At 64.0% G+C, this 17,950-nt stretch carries 15 protein-coding genes; 9 read left to right on the plus strand and 6 right to left on the minus strand.

The genetic code is table 11. From position 1 onward, the window contains the following. Positions 1-48: 48 nt before the first annotated feature. On the plus strand, positions 49-1,197 hold the full coding sequence (locus QA635_RS24260) for an acyltransferase family protein (RefSeq protein ID WP_283061803.1): 1,149 nt from the start codon (positions 49-51) through the stop codon (positions 1,195-1,197). Between the two features lie 152 nt (positions 1,198-1,349). On the opposite strand, the gene QA635_RS24265 is transcribed toward QA635_RS24260, so the two are convergent. Then, entirely contained in the window at positions 1,350-4,817 is a 3,468-nt protein-coding gene (locus QA635_RS24265; protein WP_283061804.1) for an ATP-binding protein, read from the minus strand. 414 nt (positions 4,818-5,231) lie between these two features. Further along, positions 5,232-5,930 (minus strand): GNAT family protein, encoded by a 699-nt coding sequence (locus tag QA635_RS24270; protein WP_283061805.1) that lies wholly within the window; start codon positions 5,928-5,930, stop codon positions 5,232-5,234. A gap of 744 nt (positions 5,931-6,674) precedes the next feature. Between QA635_RS24270 and rnd the strand changes: the two genes are divergently transcribed. Continuing rightward, entirely contained in the window at positions 6,675-7,823 is a 1,149-nt protein-coding gene (rnd, locus tag QA635_RS24275; protein ID WP_283061806.1) for a ribonuclease D, read from the plus strand. A 356-nt stretch (positions 7,824-8,179) separates the two neighbouring features. Then, entirely contained in the window at positions 8,180-8,383 is a 204-nt protein-coding gene (locus tag QA635_RS24280) for a cold-shock protein (RefSeq protein WP_016847412.1), read from the plus strand. A gap of 77 nt (positions 8,384-8,460) precedes the next feature. On the opposite strand, the gene purN is transcribed toward QA635_RS24280, so the two are convergent. Together purN and purM are read right to left on the minus strand one after the other, a co-directional pair. Continuing rightward, positions 8,461-9,111 (minus strand): phosphoribosylglycinamide formyltransferase, encoded by a 651-nt coding sequence (purN, locus tag QA635_RS24285; protein WP_225159066.1) that lies wholly within the window; start codon positions 9,109-9,111, stop codon positions 8,461-8,463. Then, positions 9,108-10,181 (minus strand): phosphoribosylformylglycinamidine cyclo-ligase, encoded by a 1,074-nt coding sequence (gene purM / locus QA635_RS24290; protein ID WP_141340454.1) that lies wholly within the window; start codon positions 10,179-10,181, stop codon positions 9,108-9,110. The genes purN and purM overlap by 4 nt, the downstream gene beginning before the upstream one ends. Before the next feature lie 160 nt (positions 10,182-10,341). Here purM and QA635_RS24295 point away from each other — a divergent pair, with 160 nt between their 5' ends. The 4 genes from QA635_RS24295 to ppx all read left to right on the plus strand — a co-directional run bounded on the left by QA635_RS24295 (position 10,342) and on the right by ppx (position 15,502). After that, positions 10,342-10,884 carry a CDP-alcohol phosphatidyltransferase family protein gene (locus tag QA635_RS24295; RefSeq protein WP_016847415.1) on the plus strand — a complete coding sequence of 181 codons (543 nt, stop codon included), beginning with the start codon at positions 10,342-10,344 and terminating at the stop codon, positions 10,882-10,884. An 88-nt stretch (positions 10,885-10,972) separates the two neighbouring features. Then, on the plus strand, positions 10,973-11,650 hold the full coding sequence (locus QA635_RS24300; RefSeq protein ID WP_028332359.1) for a P-loop NTPase family protein: 678 nt from the start codon (positions 10,973-10,975) through the stop codon (positions 11,648-11,650). Positions 11,651-11,782: 132 nt separating this feature from the next. Next, positions 11,783-13,987 carry an RNA degradosome polyphosphate kinase gene (locus tag QA635_RS24305; RefSeq protein ID WP_092086447.1) on the plus strand — a complete coding sequence of 735 codons (2,205 nt, stop codon included), beginning with the start codon at positions 11,783-11,785 and terminating at the stop codon, positions 13,985-13,987. A 12-nt stretch (positions 13,988-13,999) separates the two neighbouring features. Next, positions 14,000-15,502 (plus strand): exopolyphosphatase, encoded by a 1,503-nt coding sequence (ppx, locus tag QA635_RS24310; RefSeq protein WP_057019891.1) that lies wholly within the window; start codon positions 14,000-14,002, stop codon positions 15,500-15,502. A 3-nt stretch (positions 15,503-15,505) separates the two neighbouring features. Here the strand turns inward: ppx and QA635_RS24315 are convergent, their stop codons facing one another. Both QA635_RS24315 and ndk read right to left on the minus strand, forming a co-directional pair. Continuing rightward, on the minus strand, positions 15,506-16,345 hold the full coding sequence (locus QA635_RS24315; protein WP_057019890.1) for a TerC family protein: 840 nt from the start codon (positions 16,343-16,345) through the stop codon (positions 15,506-15,508). A 112-nt stretch (positions 16,346-16,457) separates the two neighbouring features. Beyond that, positions 16,458-16,880 carry a nucleoside-diphosphate kinase gene (ndk, locus tag QA635_RS24320; RefSeq protein ID WP_016847423.1) on the minus strand — a complete coding sequence of 141 codons (423 nt, stop codon included), beginning with the start codon at positions 16,878-16,880 and terminating at the stop codon, positions 16,458-16,460. A 347-nt stretch (positions 16,881-17,227) separates the two neighbouring features. On the opposite strand from ndk, the gene QA635_RS24325 reads away from it, so the two are divergent. Next, positions 17,228-17,491, plus strand: coding sequence for a hypothetical protein (locus tag QA635_RS24325; protein WP_018271306.1), 264 nt, complete (start codon positions 17,228-17,230; stop codon positions 17,489-17,491). Positions 17,492-17,713: 222 nt separating this feature from the next. Beyond that, complete coding sequence (locus QA635_RS24330; RefSeq protein WP_225159071.1) at positions 17,714-17,884, plus strand: hypothetical protein; 171 nt, start codon at positions 17,714-17,716, stop codon at positions 17,882-17,884. Positions 17,885-17,950 lie beyond the last annotated feature (66 nt).

Raw genomic sequence — 17,950 nt, forward strand, 5'->3', positions numbered from 1 at the left:
GCGCGGATTAAGAACGCCTTCATGCCTCGCCGCCACGATAGCGGATATATGCCGAGCGCTTCTAAACAACCGACCCGGGTTCCCGTGCTGGACCTGCTGCGGCTTGCCGCGGTCGGGGCCGTGATCCTGTACCATTACGGCTTCTGGGGCACCGCGTCGCACGGCGTTCAGCAAGTGGCGTTGCCGTACCTCGCCCCGGTCGCGCAATACGGCTTCCTCGGCGTACCCGTGTTCTTCGCGATCTCCGGCTTCGTCATTGCCTATTCCGCCGCAGGCCGCACGCCGATCGGTTTCGCAATCGCCCGCTTCAGCCGCATCTATCCGACCTTCGTCATCTGCATGACGCTGACCTTCCTCGCGACGCTGCTGCTGGGCCACGCGTACTTCCACGTGACGTGGGGGCAATGGCTGGCAAACCTGTTCATCGCGGCCCCGATGCTCGGTCAGCCCTACATGGACGACGCCTACTGGTCGCTGGTGATCGAGGTCGTGTTCTACGTCTGGATCGCGCTGTTCCTGGCCTGGGGCATCTTTCCGCGGCGCATCGACACGATCATCGTGGCGTGGATCGCAATCACCTTCGCCAACGAGCTGACCCTCGACGTTCCCCTGTTCGAGAAACTGTTTATGGCCGACGACAGCGGCTTCTTCGCCGTCGGGCTCCTGATCTATGAGCATTACCGTGGACGGCGCGACACCAGGCTCTACAGCCTGCTGACGCTGGCGATAGGCACGGCGACGTTCCAGGCCGTGCACAAGCTGGAGCGGCTCGGCGTCCACACCCATGGCAGCTTCGATCCCCGCGTCGTCACGGTGATCTGCATCGTCTCGCTCGGCATCGTGTTCGCCGCCACCCGCATCGAGTCGGTAGCCCTGCCGGCGGGCCTCGTCAGGGCCGTCGGCGGCATCACCTATCCGCTCTATCTGCTGCATCTGCAGCTCGGCTACGTCATCCTGCTGCTGATGACGCCAGCGCCGGACGCGCTGTCGACCGCGCTGGTTGTGACGGGCATGGTGGTGCTGGCATGGTTCGTCTGGCGCTTCCTCGAAGGCCCGGCGCATTATCTCGTCAGGGACAGGCTGACGACGCTGGCCTCGCGGCACGGATGGCCGTCACGCATTCGCGCGAACGAAGCGCGGATCGATCGGGACGAGGTTGCCTCGTCAATCGAGGCCAGCAGCATCGCCAACCGCTGATCAGTCCGGCGCACATCGCCGGAATAGCATCCACCCAACGTTGCTGCCGCCGCGAACCTTGGGCGGAAGCGAACACCATCATTCATCTGCGATGTGTGGTGACGACGCTCAGGCGTAAGCGGGCGGATGGCGCCCGGGGCGCCTCGGTATCCTCAGACCCGCCCGCTCCATTCATGATCTCCGGGGATTTCCATTGCCAGTTCATTCGCCAGCTCGAGCGCTTCCTTGACGTCAGGCGTAGACAGACCTTCCGTGAACGTTCGGACGACGGGTAGCAACAGCTCGGCCGCTCGTGCCCGTTTGCCGGAATGTCGCCATAGACGCGCCAGGCTGACAGCTGACCGCAATTCTAAGGACCGCGCGCTTTGCCTGCGCGCCAGCTCGATCGAGGCGAGGAACATTCGCTCGGCGGATTCGACGGACGATGATTTCGCGTGATTGAGTGTCATCTCACCTTGCAGACGATAGATCTCGGCTTCGTAAAAATGCTCTCCCGTTCTTCTCCCGATCGCCAATGCGCTGTCGAGTTCGTGCAAGGCAGCATCCGGCAAGCCGGCACTTGCATAAGCCTTCGCGAGCAGGCTCCTGAACCAGCAACTGGCTAGCCGGGCGCTCATGCCCTCGTAACCGTCGATAGCCATTCGCATCTGGTTCAATCCCTCATCGACATTCCCGAGCTCGGTCATCGCCCATCCTCGCAGGATGGTCGTCTGATGCTTCCAATGCAGGAAGCCGTGTTCCGATGAGAGAGCCAGTGCCCTGTTGGTGTAGTCGTGGGTCCCTTCGACATCGCGGAGATGCTGGCAAACGTAAGCGCCGAATGTCAGCGCAAACGACAGCGTGAAGGGGTGGCGAAGGTCTTCCGCTTCCGAAATAGCCTGCTGGCTATATCGGCGCGCCGCGTCAGGACGGCCCAGAAACCACGACACGTACCCGAGATACGAGAGCGAGACGATGCCAGGATGGATGCCATGCGTTGCCGTCAGGGCGCCGTGTAGATCAGGACTGTACAGATTCCTGAAGCGATGAAGGTGATGTTCGGCGGCGACAAACCGCCCGCGGTACAGCATGGTCATCGCGATCGCCCGATGCGCCTCGATCAGATATCCCGTCTGTTGCGTCGCGGACGAACTTTGGTTCGATGCCTCGCGCCTTGCGAACTGCAGGAGCTCCGCGCTCAGCTCATGCGCCCGTGCGAGATCGCCGCGGATGAAGTGGCACACCCAAAGTCCGCGCGTCGCCGCAAAGACCTTCGCCATGTTGCCAAGATTCCGGCCGAGTTCGAGCGCGCGAACATAGTTCTCCTCGACCTCCTGGACCGCGTATCCCTTTGCCGCGATCAGGGCGGTGCCCAGGGCGATGCGAAGCTCAAGCTCGGACTCGTTTCGGCCCTGCATGCCGGGTGAGGCTTGCAGAACCCCGAGCCCACGACGCAAATGACCGATCGCCTCCAGAGTCGCACCCTTCATTGCGGCCTGCTTTCCGGCCTTGAGCCAGAAGCCAGCAGCCGGCTCGCTTTGGCCAGACTCGGTCAGATGGTAGGCAAGAAGCTCCGGTTCGCGCTCGATCTTTTCCGGATATTTTTCGGCCAGCACGCGTGCGATCTTGGCGTGCAGCGTCCGTCTTTCCCTGTGCAACAAGCTTTCATGCGCCGCATTCTGGATCATCACATGCTTGAACGAGTACAGCGCCTCCGGCAGAAAGCCGAAGCGGACGATCAATCCGGCTGCCTCCAGATGGTTCAGGGCGGCTTCGATCTGATCCGCCGGCGCTTCGGCAACCTCGCGAAGGATCTCATAAGAGAACTCGCGGCCGATGGTGGCGCCGATCTGCGCGATTTTCTTGAATGATCCCATCCGGTCGAGGCGGGCCATCAGGGAATCGTTCAATGTCGCGGGAATAGCGAGCTGATGCCACGGACCGGACAAGACGTAACGTCCATGTTGCTCAGTCAAGACGTCGGATTCGAGAACGGCCTTGGTCAGCTCTTCAAGGAAGAGCGGCACGCCATCGGTTTTGACAATGATGTCCTCAATCACCTCTCGGGGAAGCTCCTTTTCGCCAGCCACACGTTCGACCAATATCGTGCGGACCTGTCGGCCGAGACGCTTGAGGTTCGCACTGATGGTGTGCGCGTGATCCTTCCAGCCCGGCTGAAACTCCGGACGACAGGTGATCACGACAAGGATCGACGTGGTGCGAACGTTCTCCACCAGCAGATCGAGCACGGCCCGCGAGGTGGGATCGATCCAATGTGCGTCCTCAAAATCGATCAGGAGGGTCTGCCCGCGCGCTTGCGCGAGCAGATGGTTGACGAGCGTGGCGATCGTCGCATCCTTCAGCTGTTGCGGCGAGAGATCCAGGGCCGCGTAGCGGTCCCCGGTGGGAATTGAAAGCAACGCCGCAAGGATCGGCACCACTGTCGCTGCCTCGCCGTTCGAGGCGGCGACACCGGCTTCAAGCTTTGTCAGCCAAAGCGCAGACGCGTTCTCGCCGTCAAGGCCGAGTGCGAATTTGAGATGCTCGATGAAGGGGTGAAAAGCGGTGCTGCTGTAATAGGGAGAGCACTGGAACGAAACTTGTCCGTGCTGATCACCTGCGATCCGCTCCCGCAATTCCTGAACGATTCTGGACTTTCCAATTCCCGGCTCGCCCGTCAGCAGCACGACCTGCCCCTCATGGGCTTTCGCTTGCTGCCATCGCGTGAGCAGCAACGCAACCTCTTCGGTGCGGTTGACCAGCGGCGTCAATCTGGAGCCCATGGCTGCGGCAAATCGCGTCTCGGCGCGGCAGGGCCGAACCACGAGCCAGGCCTGGGCCTTCGCGGATATCCCCTTCAGCGCGTGCAACCCGAAGTCCTGGTAGTCGAACTTTCCTCTCAGCAGGGATTGCGTCGAAGACGCAATGACGACGCCGTCCGGAGGCGCCAAGGCCTGCAGACGGGCAGCCAGATTTGGCGTCTCGCCGACTGCGGAATCGTGCTCCTCGGTGTCCTGTCCAACCAGGTCTCCGACGACAACAAGGCCGGTCGCAATCCCGATGCGCACACTGGGCCCATGACTTGCAACGTCGCGGGCGTCACTCGCTCTCGCCGACGACAGGCTCCGTACAATTTCGAGCGCCGCACGCACCGACCGCTCGGCGTCATCCTCATGGGCATTCGGATAGCCAAAATAGACCAGAATGCCGTCCCCGAGGTAGCGGGCCGCGAAGCCTTCGTACCGCTTGACCACGCTGACGCACTTTTCCCTGAAGCTCGCGATCATGTCGCGGACGTCTTCGGGATCGAACTGTTCGGACAGCGAGGTCGAACCGACCATGTCGCAGAACATCACGGTCAGCTGGCGCCTCTCGGCGCTCACCGCCGCGCCTTCCGCGACGCTCCTGCCGCCGGCGGGGCCTTTTGCCGAACGGGTCAGGGAAGCAACCGCGCGCCGCAAGCGCTTGCGGTCTCCCAGCGGAAGTCCAAGTTCGACCAGATCCTGCTCGGTCAAATCGGGCAGGATGTCCAAACCGATGCGATGCAGGACAAAGAGGTCGCTGTACTGGCCGAGATCAACGGTTTCGAGCCAGTGCTTGAGAGCAGCCTCCATATCGGCGCTTGGCTGTTTCTCCGGCATTGTGATCCGTCCGACTGCGGGCCATTGGCGGCAATGGGCCTCGTTCGACGATGCCAAGCGGCTTGTTTACCCCAGACTGGACGCGTTCACAAAGTGCGAAAACAAGGAGCAGGCCGATCGAAGACGCACTCTGCCCTCGGTCGCTCGGATATTCGAGATAGCGCACGCGCTGGTATTTTGGCCCTTCGCCGACTGCGATGGCGTTCGCCAAGTCTGTAGGCGAAACCAGAGTCGCCCCTCGGGCGCCACCATCCGACCTCCGGCATGCTCGGCACTCGGCGCGACAAAGGCGCCCGGCGAACGATGGCGTGACGTACGAATTTGCGCGCGGAGCCATTCGATTTTGCGCGCCATGACAGGCCCCCCTGCCACTGAGTTGCCCGTCCTGGGCTATCCAGTCGTTGGCAACGCTGCTCAGCGCCGTGACCAGCGATTGCTCGCCAATCCGGCACAGAACACCGCATCAGCGCTGTTGGGGATGGTCTGCGCGAACCATCGGTCGACATCCGGCGAGGTTTGGGTCGTCGGCTCATCGCGATAGCGAAGCCGGCCATAGGCCCTCCGCATCACCATCGTCGTCTTCTCGACGGTTTGACGAGGGTACAGGGTTGCAGCCAGTTTGAGACAGAGATCGTCGAGATCATCCGCGTGCGTGTCGTCCGAGATAGCCGGCACGACGCTGCGGCACTGCGCGCGACCCAGCACGTAGATGACGGGATTTCTCGTTCGCCAGCACAAGCAGGATTCAGCCGGCGCCGCCGGGTGACCGAACTCCGCCGTCATAGCGGTATCGAACAGCCGCTTGAAAGAGCCGCGACCACGATGCGTGTCTCTGACGGCGGTACCCGAGAGATAGATCACCGACGTGCTGGCAACGGCGAGGCGCTGAATGATGAGGTAAGCCACGCATTCACCGCCGTGATGGAGCAGGACAATGCCGTGGTCGGGCTTGAACGGAGAGTGTTCGTGGGACCAGAACTTTTCCTCCGTCAGCCAATTCGTGTCGATGATGCTGTTGATGCTCTCGAGCACTGCATCGCGGCGTTGTTCTGGGACTTCAGAGGCGATTTGAAACAGCTCGCTGGTGACAGCCCCGGGCTGCGTCGCGATCACGATAGCGGCTCCTCGTTGGTCATCGACTTCAGGTTGCTTTGGCAGAGTACGGCACCCATGATCGGCCAGGCAAGCCGGCCCCGAGAAAGCTCAGCACTCCGGTTGACCCAAATCGCCATCCCGACGGCGCAAGCTCCCGCAGCGGCGCGCCCCCACTACGACTGTCATCGTCCGCGAAAGCGGGCGATCCAGTACGCCGCGGCCTCTCGGTTCGAGCACAACTGTCTCTGGAATACTGGGCGGATTCAACCGGTCGAGCCGGGCGATCAAAGCTGCAAGTGGGGACGCAATGACGGCGCGGTGCGCCTCGTCATCATGACGGGTCGGTTGCAGAAGTCCGCAAATGTCCAGCCCAACCGTGGCGACGCATGACTTCGGAATAATGGAAAAATATCGCTGATTTGCCCGACGTGTCAAGTTGCCGTGTCGAACACCGCTAGCTGTCGGCTCCTTTGCATGGGGTTGTTTTCAATATTTTGGTCGTGCGTCCCGGCGCCAGCGGGCTATCGCCTGTGGCGCTCAGCCCCCGTTCGTCATGCCCGGTCAAGCCGGGCGGTGACACCGAAGATGGCGGACGACCGACGAACTGCCGGCACGACCGGGCCGAAAACACCCTCGAATCAGGCCCAATCAATTCAAAAACGGCCCGTCCCTCACCCCGCGCAGGGCCAAAATCCCTGCAAGACCCTTGACATAGCTGCCCTTTCGGCAGAACGCGTGTGGTCAAGCCGTTATGGACACTTCATGGATTTGATTAGCACGACCTCCGACCTCGCCGCCGCCTGCGACCGGCTCGCCAAACACAAGGTCATCACTGTCGACACCGAGTTCCTGCGGGAGACGACCTACTATCCGCTGCTCTGCGTCGTGCAGATGGCGAGCGCGGATGAAGCGGTCGTGGTCGACGCGCTGGCACCCGGCATCGACCTCAAGCCGTTCTTCGACCTGATGTCGAACGAGGCCGTGCTGAAGGTTTTCCACGCCGCGCGGCAGGACATCGAAATCGTCTGGCACCTCTCCGGCACGATCCCGCATCCGATCTTCGACACCCAGGTCGCCGCCATGGTGCTCGGCTATGGCGACAGCATCGCCTACGACCAGCTCGTCGACCGCGTCACCGGCCACCGCCCCGACAAGACCCATCGCTTCACCGACTGGTCGCGCCGCCCGCTGACCAACGAGCAGCTCCACTACGCCGTCTCCGACGTGACCCATCTGCGCGAAGTGTTCGCAGCCCTCGATGCCGATCTGAAGAAGCGCGACCGCAGCGACTGGGTCAGCGAGGAGATGGAGGTTCTGACGTCGCCGAAGACCTACGACTTCCATCCGGAGCGCGCCTGGGAGCGGCTCAAGACCCGCGTCCGCAAGCCGCGCGAGCTCGCGGTGCTGATCGAGGTCGCGGCCTGGCGCGAGCAGGAGGCGCAGAGCCGCGACGTGCCGCGCTCGCGCGTGCTCAAGGACGATGCGGTCGGCGATATCGCCACCCATGCGCCGACCTCGCTGGAGAAGCTCGGCAATCTGCGCTCGCTGCCGAAGGGCTTTGAGCGCTCGAAATGGGGCGCCGACATCATTGCCGCCGTGCAGCGCGGGCTCGCCCGCGACCAGGCCATGCTGCCCAAGCTGGAAAAGCCGAGAAACAATTCCAACGGCGCGGCGACCGTCGAGCTGTTGAAGGTGCTGCTGCGCATGACCTCGGAGCGGCACGGCGTCGCCAGCAAGGTGATCGCCACCGTCGACGACCTCGAGCAGATCGCGGCCAGCGATCAGGCCGAGGTCGGCGCCCTGCACGGCTGGCGCCGCGAACTGTTCGGCGAGGCCGCGCTCAAGCTCAAGCACGGCCAGCTCGCGCTGGCGATCGACAAGGGCCGCGTGGTGCGGGTGGACCGGGGTTAGCGCGTCCGCCTGATGCGCGCCAGGTTCCACCGGCAGTCGGCCAGTGGCCGAACGCGTTGCCCCGGAGTTCGACCGGCACAGGCTGAGGTTGCGTCACGCAAAACCACCGCGCTTGCTAAGGCGCAATTTTCGTGTTGCAATCCGTTCACAATCGGATTTGCGGCCGTTCGACTGTGCGTTTCGCGACGTTGATATCCAAGGCTTCGATGTACAGGGCCTCGAGAGGCGAAACTTCGGACTTGAAGACTTTGGATCTGACGACCCGGGAAGTGAACAGACAGCGCAAAGTCCGCTTGTGGCGTGGCACGTGGAAAACGTGGCCGCGTCTTTTTTATGTCTAAACTGGGAGAGAGACGATGCCGAAGGGTACCGTCAAATGGTTCAACCCGACCAAAGGTTACGGGTTCATCAAGCCAGCCGTCGGCGACAAGGACGTGTTCGTCCACATCTCGGCGGTCGAGCGCGCGGGCCTCAGCACATTGAACGAGAACCAGTCCGTCGAGTACGAGCTGGTGGAGAACCGCGGCAAGGCGTCGGCAGAGAACCTCAAGGTTCACTGAACGCCGCTGCCGGCGGAATTCATCCTGATGCCTCCCCCGGCCGCATCACCCCGGGGGATGTCTCCTGCAACCGCGCGCTAAGGCGCCGGCGCGATCAGGGTATGGTCGGTTGCGCCGCTGCCCAGGGTCTTGCAGAGATCGCCTTCGAGCTTGAGCCGGCCGCTTGCCAGCAGCCGCAGCGCCTCCGGATAGATGCGATGCTCGATGGTGATCACGCGCGCGGCGAGCGTCTCGGCCGTGTCGTCGTCAGCGACCGTGACCGCGCCCTGCATCACGATCGGTCCGGCGTCGGTCTCCGGGATCACGAAATGCACCGTCGCTCCGGACAGCTTGACCCCTGCGCGCAACGCCTGGCCGTGCGGATCGAGACCGGGAAAGCAAGGCAGCAGCGAGGGATGGATGTTGAGCATCCGCCCGTACCAGTGTCGCGCGAACTCGGCGGTGAACAGCCGCATGAAGCCGCCGAGGCAGATCAACTCGACCTGCCTGTCATCGAGCGCGCGCTGCAGCACGGCCTCGAAGCCGGCGCGGTCCTTGCCGAACGGCTTGCTCTCGATGACGATGGTCGCAATGCCGCTGGCGGCCGCCTTCTCGAGCCCGGCGGCATCGGCGCGGTTCGAGATCACGGCCACGATCTCGGCTGGGAAATCCGCAGCCTTCGCAGCCTCGATCAGCGCGGCCATGTTGGAGCCGCGGCCGGAGATCAGGATGGCGACGCGGCGCTTCATCGCGAGAGATCGAGATGACCGTTATAGACCACGCGATGCTCGCCTTTGGCCTCGATCACCTCGCCGAGCAACGTCACCGTCTCGCCGCCGGCGGTGAACGCCTCGGTCACGGCGTCGACCGCATCAGCCTTGACGATCGCGATCATGCCGATGCCGCAGTTGAAGGTGCGCAGCAGTTCGAGTTCGGCGATGCCGCCCTGCTCGGCCAGCCATTTGAACACCGGGAGCACCGGCAGCCGCGCCAGATCGATGCCGACGCCGAGATGCTTCGGCAGCACGCGCGGAATGTTGTCGGTGAAGCCGCCGCCGGTGATGTGGGCGAGGCCCTTCACCGCGCCGGTGTCGCGGATCGCGCGCAGGCAGGATTTCACATAGAGCCTAGTCGGCGTCAGCAGCGCGGCGCCGAGCGTCATGACCGGCGCGAACGGCGCCGGCGCGTCATAGGCAACGCCGGACTGCTCGACGATCTTGCGCACCAGCGAATAGCCGTTGGAGTGCACGCCGGAGGAAGCCAGCCCAATCACGGCATCGCCCGCCGCGATATCCGCGGTCGGCAGCAAGGTGCCGCGCTCGGCCGCGCCGACCGCAAAGCCGCCGAGGTCGTAATCGCCATCCTTGTAGAGGCCGGGCATCTCGGCGGTTTCGCCGCCGATCAGCGCGCAGCCGGATTCGCGGCAGCCCTCGGCGATACCAGCGACGATCTGCGCGGTGGCCTCCGGGTGCAGCTTGCCGCAGGCGAAATAGTCGAGGAAGAACAGCGGTTCCGCGCCCTGCACGACGAGGTCGTTGACCGACATCGCGACCAGATCGATGCCGATGCCGCCATGAATGCCGGTCTCGATCGCGATCTTCAGCTTGGTGCCGACGCCATCGGTCGCGGCCACCAGGACCGGATCCTTGAAGCCGGCGGCCTTGAGGTCGAACAGTCCGCCGAAACCGCCGATCTCGGCGTCCGCGCCAGGCCGCGCGGTGGCCCGCACCATCGGCTTGATCAGATCGACCAGTCGATTGCCGGCGTCGATATCGACACCCGAATCCGCGTAAGTGAGCCCGTTTTTGCGCTCGGTCATGCCCAATTCCAGATGATCAGGGGCTGGTTACGAGGAATTCCGCCCCCGCGCAATGGCTCGCGGCGCTGCCGCCGCGATACTATGTAGATAACACAAGGCGGCTGCGCAAAAGAGCCGGATATCGAGTAAAATCAGGCTTCTAGCCGGGAAGCGATCCAAGTTGAGCATTCCGAACATCATCACCCTCGGCCGCATCATCCTGGTGCCGGTGATCGTCTGGGCCATCGTGTCCAGCCAGATGGAGATTGCGTTCGCGATCTTCGTGATCGCCGGCGTCTCGGACGCGGTCGACGGTTTCCTCGCCAAGCGCTTCAACATGACGAGCGAGCTCGGCGCCCTGCTCGATCCGCTCGCCGACAAGGCGCTCCTGGTGTCGATCTATGTCGCGCTCGGAATCTGGGGCGCGGTGCCGCGCTGGATCGTGATTCTCGTGGTGTCACGCGACATCATGATCGTCTCCGCCGTGATTGTGTCATGGTTGTTCGACAAGCCGGTCGAGATGAAGCCGCTGATGGTGTCGAAGCTGAACACGGTGGCGCAGGTCGCGTTCGCGGCGCTGGTGCTGGCCTCGCTCGGCTTCGGCTTCGAGCCGCACCCTTACGACTGGATCCTGATGGGCCTGGTCACGATCTTTACTTTGGGTTCGGTGTCCCTCTATCTCGTGGAGTGGGTGCGGCACATGAGCACGATCGAAGCTCGGTAGGCGGGATCCGGAAAAGTGGAAGCCGGTTTTCCCGCGATAAACGCGATGCGTTTGCGCATAGCTAAAATAAGGTGGTTTGGAGACTTGCGTGGCCAGTAGCGTTCAACCTCGTCAATTGGCCTTGGCCCTGCCGCACGAGGAGAAGCTGACCCGCGACGACTTCCTCGAGGGCCCCGCCAATGAGGCGGCGCTGGCGCTGATCGACGGCTGGCCGGACTGGCCGAACCGAATCATGCTGCTGGTCGGGCCTGACGGCTCCGGCAAAAGCCACCTCGCCGCGATCTGGGCCGAGAGCGCCGGTGCGCGCTCGACCGCGGCGCATGCGCTGACCGCCGACACGGTGCCGACCGCGCTTGCGACCGGTGCGCTGGTGGTCGAGGATCTGAGGCCGTCGGATTTCGACGAGCGCGCGATGTTTCATCTGATGAATCTGGCGCGCCAGGACGATGCCTACGTGCTGATCACGGCGCGCGTTCCGCCGTCGGCGTTCGAGATCGAATTGCGCGACCTCCGGTCGCGGCTCCGCGCGGTGCCGACCGTGACGCTGCTGCCGCCGGACGACCAGCTGTTCCGCGGCCTGATCGTCAAGTTCTGCGCCGACCGCCAGATGAGCGTGGACGAACCGCTCGTCAGCTATCTGAGCAACCGGATCGAGCGTTCCTACGTTGCCGTCCGGCAAGCGGTCGAGCTCCTGGATACCGAGGCACTCCGGCTCGGCCGTCCGGTCACTCGGGCGCTGGCGGCGGAGCTGTTGCGCGATGCCTGATCCATCCCCGCGGCTTGACGGCGCAGGTGAGCGGAACATCAATGTCATCGAAACGTCATCGCAATATCACATGGTCTCTGCGGCTCTCGGCTAGACCGCCCTGGCCCCTGCCCTAAATTGGACCAGCACTTGATGGACTCGGTACAAGCTACTGAAATCAAAGAAAAAGAGGCGGAATTTCCCGCCATTCCCGCAATCGCGACCAGCCCCGAGCGCTTCATTAACCGGGAGCTCTCCTGGCTGCACTTCAACCGGCGGGTGCTCGAGGAATCGGTCAATCTCGGCCATCCCGTGCTGGAGCGGGTCCGCTTCCTGTCGATTTCGGCGAATAACCTCGACGAGTTCTTCATGGTCCGTGTCGCCGGCATCAAGGCGCAGGTCCGCGAGGGCATTACCGAGCGCAGCCCGGACGGCCTGCTGCCGGCCGATCAGCTCGTGATGATCAACAAGACCGTCTCGCAGCTCGCCTCCGACCAGCAGGCGATCTGGAGCGACCTGCGGGATATCCTGGCCAAGGTCGGCATCCAGCTGGTCGACGGCCGCGACGTCACCAAGTCCGAGCGCAGCTGGATCGAGGATCACTTCCTCCACAGCATCTTCCCGTTGCTGACGCCGCTGGCGATCGACCCGGCGCATCCCTTCCCGTTCATCCCGAATCTCGGCTTCACGGTGGCGCTGCAATTGTCGCGGATCTCCGACGGCAAGGCGATGAACGCGCTGATCCGCATGCCCGGCAAGATCGACCGCTTCATCCGCATCCCCTCCACCAAGGAAGGCGCGCCGGCGCGGCTGATCACGCTGGAGCAGGCCACCGGTCTGTTCATCGGCCGCCTGTTCCCCGGCTACACCGTCAAGGGCCAAGGCGCATTCCGCATCATCAGAGACTCCGAACTCGAAATCGAGGAAGAGGCCGAAGACCTCGTTCGCCTGTTCGAGACCGCGCTCAAGCGGCGACGCCGCGGGTCGGTGATCCGGCTCGAGATCGAGGCCACGATGCCAGAGGAGCTGCGCATCTTCGTGCAGCACGCCTTGTCGGCCGCAGACGACGAAGTGATCCTGGTCGACGGCGTGCTGGCGATGAACGAGCTGTCGCAGCTCACCCGCCTCAATCGCCCCGACCTCGAATTCCCGCCCTATGTGCCGCGCCACCCCGAGCGGGTGCGCGATCATGGCGGCGATATCTTCGCCGCCATCCGCCAGAAGGACCTCGTGGTCCATCACCCCTACGAATCCTTCGACGTCGTGGTGCAGTTCCTGCAGCAGGCGGCACGCGATCCCGACGTCGTCGCGATCAAGCAGACGCTCTATCGCACCTCGAACAACTCGCCGATCGTGCGGGCGCTGGCGGAAGCCGCCGAGGCCGGCAAGTCGGTGACCGCGCTGATCGAGTTGAAGGCGCGCTTCGACGAGGAAGCCAATATCCGCTGGGCCCGCGACCTCGAACGCGCCGGCGTGCAGGTGGTCTACGGCTTCATCGAATTGAAGACGCATGCCAAGCTGTCGATGGTGGTGCGCCGCGAGGGCGGCAATCTCACCACCTATGTGCACACCGGCACCGGCAACTATCACCCGGTCACCGCGCGCATCTACACCGACCTCTCCTACTTCACCTCGGATCCGATCATCGGCCGCGACGTCGCGCGGGTCTTCAACTACATCACCGGCTATGCCGAGCCGAGCGACATCGAGAAGATGGCGGTGTCGCCGCTGACGCTGCGCAAGCGGATCATCGAGCACATCCACGGCGAGATCGCCCACGTCAAGCACGGCCGGCCCGGCGCGGTCTGGATGAAGATGAATGCGCTGGTCGACCCTGATATCATCGACGCGCTGTACGAGGCCTCGCAGGCTGGCGTCTCGGTCGAGCTCGTGGTGCGCGGCATCTGCTGCCTGCGGCCGGGGCTGCCGGGACTGTCGGAGAACATCCGCGTCAAATCAGTGATCGGCCGGTTCCTGGAACACGGCCGAATCTATTGCTTCGGCATGGGTCAGGGCCTGCCGAGCACAAAAGCTGCTGTGTATATCTCGTCCGCTGACATGATGCCGCGAAACCTCGACCGCCGCGTCGAGGTTCTCTGTCCGCTGCAAAATCCCACGGTGCATCAGCAGGTTCTCGAACAGATCATGGTCGCGAACCTGAAGGACACCGAGCAGAGCTGGCAATTGTTGCCGGATGGGTCGTCAACGCGTATGAAGGCCGCGAAAGGCGAAGAGCCCTTCAATCTGCATGACTACTTCATGACAAATCCGAGTCTGTCCGGCCGTGGTAAGTCTCTCAAGGAATCTTCACCGCGCCGTCTCACGCGTCGCAACGAGCGACAGCAGCCATCGTCTTAAGGGGGCCTTACGGTGAAGCGACCGCGGAAGCGCGCTTCCAGCGTCGCTGTCATCGATATCGGCTCGAACTCGGTTCGTCTCGTGGTTTACGAGGCGATGGCGCGCAGCCTCATCACCATCTTCAACGAGAAGGCACTGTGCGGGCTCGGGCGCGAGGTGCAGAGCACCGGCCTGCTCGCAACCGATGCCGTCAACAAGGCGCTCACCGCGCTGCGCCGTTTTCGCGCGCTGTGCAGGATCCAGCAAGTCGGCCGCGTCTACGCGATCGCAACCGCGGCCTGCCGCGACGCCAAGAACGGTCCGGACTTCATCGCCAAGGCCGAGCGCATCTGCGGCGCCAAGATCGAGATCCTCACCGGACCGCGTGAAGCGAAGCTGTCCGCGCTCGGCGTCGTCTCGGGCGTGCACAATCCGAACGGCATCGTCGGTGATCTTGGCGGCGGCTCGCTTGAACTGATCGATGTCAAGGGCAGCCGCGTGCGCAGCGGCGTGACGCTGCCGCTCGGCAGCCTCGCGCTGCAGGACCTCTCCAACAAATCGCTCAAGCGCGCCGAACGCATCGTCAAGAACGAGCTGCTCGGCGTCGCCCAGCTCAAGACGGGGCGTGGCCGTACCTTCTACGCGGTCGGCGGCACCTGGCGTGCGCTGGCGCGCATTCACATCATCCAGAGCGGCTACCCGCTCAAGGTGATGCACGGCTATTCGATCCCGGCGGCCGACGCACTCGACTTCGCGCAGCGGCTGCGACGGCTGGCGGCCACCAACATGCTGGCCAATATCGAGTCGGTCGCCGATGCGCGGCGGCCGCTATTGGCCTATGCCGCGCTGGTGCTCGAATACATCATCCGCGTGGCCCAGCCGAAGACCATCGTGTTCTCGACCTTCGGCGTACGCGAGGGCCTGCTCTACGAGATGCTGCCGCAGGCCGAACGCGCCAAGGACGGACTGCTCTGCGCCGCGCAGAACCTCAACGAATTGCTGTCGCGCTCGGCCCGCCACGCCCAGGAGCTGACGGCGTGGACCGACCGGCTGGTGCGCGTCGTCAGGCTGCGCGAGACCGAGGAAGACCGCAGGCTGCGGCACGTCGCCTGCCTGCTCTCCGACATCGGCTGGCGGGTGCATCCCGATCATCGCGGCGAGGAAACCCTCAGCCTGATCATGAACGGCAATTTCGGCTCGATCACGCATCAGGGCCGCGCCTTCGTCGCGCTCTCGGTGTTCTATCGCTACGCCGGGCTTAGCGAGGAAAACGAGCCGCCGCCGCAGATCCGCGCGCTGGTGACGCCGGCGATGGACGAGCGCGCCCGCGTGCTCGGCGCCGCATTCCGCGTCGCGCATCTGATCACGGCGGCGCGCACCGGCGTGCTGCCGGCAACCCATTTCCGCACCCAGGGCCGCAAGCTGATGCTGGTGTTCGAGCACCGGATGGTGGATCTGGTCGCCGACCGCGTCGGCAGCCGCTTCAAGCAATTGGCGCGGCTGGTCGGGCGCGCCGGCTCGATCGTGCGGCGCTAGACCTCACGCCGCCTTGGCGGCGTGCTTGGCCTTGCGGAGTGCGTGGCGGCGCCAGATCGACCCCACGACCAGCACCACGATGATACCGAGCACCGCGAGCGCGATCTCGCCGCCATTGCCGCCATGCGCGAATTGCGGCGACATCCCGACCGACGTCAGCCAGGAATCGAGCTTGGTACCGAGCGGTCCGGCGAACAGCGCGTCCAGCTTCGGATGCACGGCGGGATCGGTCGCGATGACGTCGCCCGCGATCCAGCCGAGCAGCGCGGCGCCGGCCCAGACCAGGACCGGCAGCTTGGTGAGCAGCGCCATGATCAGCGCCGCGCCGGCAACGATCAGGGGAACGCTGATCGCAAGTCCGAGCACCAGCAGCGGCACGCTGCCGTTGGCGGCGGCGGCCACCGCGATCACATTGTCGAGGCTCATCACGATGTCGGCGACGACGACGATCTGAACCGCGGCCCACAGATGCGAGGCCGCGTGCACGCTGTCCTCGTCCTCCTGCTCCGGCACCAGCAGCTTGGCGGCAATCACGATCAGCGCCAGTCCGCCGACCAGCTTCAAATAGGGAAGCTCCATCAGGCTGGCGACGATGCCGGTGAAGATGACGCGCAGCAGCACTGCCGCGGCGGCGCCGAGAATCATGCCCCACAGGCGCTGACGCGGCGCGAGCCCGCGGCAGGCGAGCGCGATCACGAGCGCGTTGTCGCCCGACAGCAGGACGTTGATCCAGATAATCTTGCCAACGGCGACCCAGAACGTCGGCGTCGCCATCTCGTTCTTGAATTCGGTGAAGAACGCGCCGATGTACGCCGGATCAAAGATCTGCCACAGCCAGTCCACAGCGAGTCCTATTCGGCCTTGCGGCCGCCCCTGGCGGCGGTCGTCCGCCGCTCCCCGGTTCTACTTCGACGCGGTCTCCTCGGGAGACCGCGCCACTTTCAGCAATACGGCGTCAGCCGACGATCTCGTTGCCGGCGAAGAACTGCGCGATCTCGATCACCGCGGTCTCCGGCGCATCCGAACCGTGCACCGAATTCTCGCCGATCGACTTCGCATAGAGCTTGCGGATGGTGCCTTCGGCAGCCTTCGACGGGTCGGTCGCGCCCATCACGTCGCGATATTTCAGGATGGCGCCCTCGCCTTCCAGCACCTGGACCACGACCGGGCCCGAGGTCATGAAGTCGACCAACTCGCCGAAGAACGGACGCGCCTTGTGGACGGCGTAGAAGGTCTCGGCCTGGCCGCGGGTCATGCGGATGCGCTTCTGCGCCACGACCCGCAGGCCCGCCTTCTCGATCACCGCATTGACCGCGCCGGTCAGGTTGCGCTCGGTGGCGTCGGGTTTGATGATCGAAAAGGTGCGTTCAATCGCCATGATTTCGTCCTTGTAAACGGTGGCTGGGAGTTGCCGGGGCTTATATCGGCGCGATGGGATAACGGCAAGCGACCCTGTGACGCGTTAGCCTTTAGTTTTGACGCATTTTCACGACGAAAATCATCGTTTGGGCGCCCTCCGGACAGCGGCCGGCTCGGCCAACTTACCGCGATTTCACCTAGGTGAACCCTTTCTGTCAGCGCCGTGCCGCTGCCGTTCAGCTCAAGCCACATAGGCTCTGCAGCGATCGGACGCCTTGCTGGCCCCCCATCCGCAAGCCTCACAGGACGTCTCGGGAAATGTCACCGCGGGCGCGTCGCGCGCGCCCATACCTCGAGGAGACGATCATGTTACGCAAACTCTCGCTTGCCGCCGTCGCCGCGGTTTCGCTCGGTGCCGCCGCGCTCGCCCCGACCTCCGCTTCTGCGTGGGGTGGTTGGCATGGCGGCTGGCACGGTGGATGGCACCACGGCTGGTGGGGCGGTCCGCGCGTCATCGTCGGCGGCCCGGCCTATTACGGCGGTTATGGCTACGGCGGCGGCTGCTACGTGCGCCGCGTGGTGCCGACGCCGTGGGGCCCCCGCTGGCGCCTGGTCAACCGCTGCTACTGATCCATCGAATCTACGGCTGCTCCCCTGACTTGCTTCTCGCCCCGGCCCTCGCGCCGGGGCTTTTTTCAGGCGCGCCGGGGAACCCGGGCATATGAGGGGACCCACTACCTCAAAGCGAGAGCAAGGCGCGGAAACCAAATTCGGGGTCGCGACTTGTCATGGCGAGGAGCTACTCGAACATGCGAGGTGGAACTCGCCGAGAGACATGCCATGACGATGACAATGAGCAAGATCGACAGGGACGCCGATCAGATTGATCACAAGACCTGCCGTTACATCTGCGATGCCGTGGGTGAACGGCTTCAGCAAAGCATGCGGCCAGAGCCCGCGCTTTCGTCTCGCCTCCAGCAACTCCTCGATGAGATGCAACGACGGGAAGCCGATCGCCATTAGATGTTGGGGGCTACGAGCAGCCCAATTGCGTTTTTGCAACAGCCCTTCGGGAGAGATTTTACAAAC

Source organism: Bradyrhizobium brasilense, from assembly GCF_029714345.1.
In the GTDB taxonomy this organism is placed as follows: Bacteria; Pseudomonadota; Alphaproteobacteria; order Rhizobiales; family Xanthobacteraceae; genus Bradyrhizobium; species Bradyrhizobium australafricanum.

Excerpts from the sequence above, each read along its gene's own strand:
- QA635_RS24260 (WP_283061803.1), top strand. The coding sequence starts at position 49 with ATGCCGAGCGCTTCTAAACAACCGACCCGGGTTCCCGTGCTGGACCTG.
- QA635_RS24265 (WP_283061804.1), bottom strand. The coding sequence starts at position 4,817 with ATGCCGGAGAAACAGCCAAGCGCCGATATGGAGGCTGCTCTCAAGCAC.
- rnd (WP_283061806.1), top strand. The coding sequence starts at position 6,675 with ATGGATTTGATTAGCACGACCTCCGACCTCGCCGCCGCCTGCGACCGG.
- QA635_RS24280 (WP_016847412.1), top strand. The coding sequence starts at position 8,180 with ATGCCGAAGGGTACCGTCAAATGGTTCAACCCGACCAAAGGTTACGGG.
- purN (WP_225159066.1), bottom strand. The coding sequence starts at position 9,111 with ATGAAGCGCCGCGTCGCCATCCTGATCTCCGGCCGCGGCTCCAACATG.
- purM (WP_141340454.1), bottom strand. The coding sequence starts at position 10,181 with ATGACCGAGCGCAAAAACGGGCTCACTTACGCGGATTCGGGTGTCGAT.
- QA635_RS24305 (WP_092086447.1), top strand. The coding sequence starts at position 11,783 with ATGGACTCGGTACAAGCTACTGAAATCAAAGAAAAAGAGGCGGAATTT.
- ndk (WP_016847423.1), bottom strand. The coding sequence starts at position 16,880 with ATGGCGATTGAACGCACCTTTTCGATCATCAAACCCGACGCCACCGAG.
- QA635_RS24325 (WP_018271306.1), top strand. The coding sequence starts at position 17,228 with ATGTTACGCAAACTCTCGCTTGCCGCCGTCGCCGCGGTTTCGCTCGGT.
- QA635_RS24330 (WP_225159071.1), top strand. The coding sequence starts at position 17,714 with ATGAGCAAGATCGACAGGGACGCCGATCAGATTGATCACAAGACCTGC.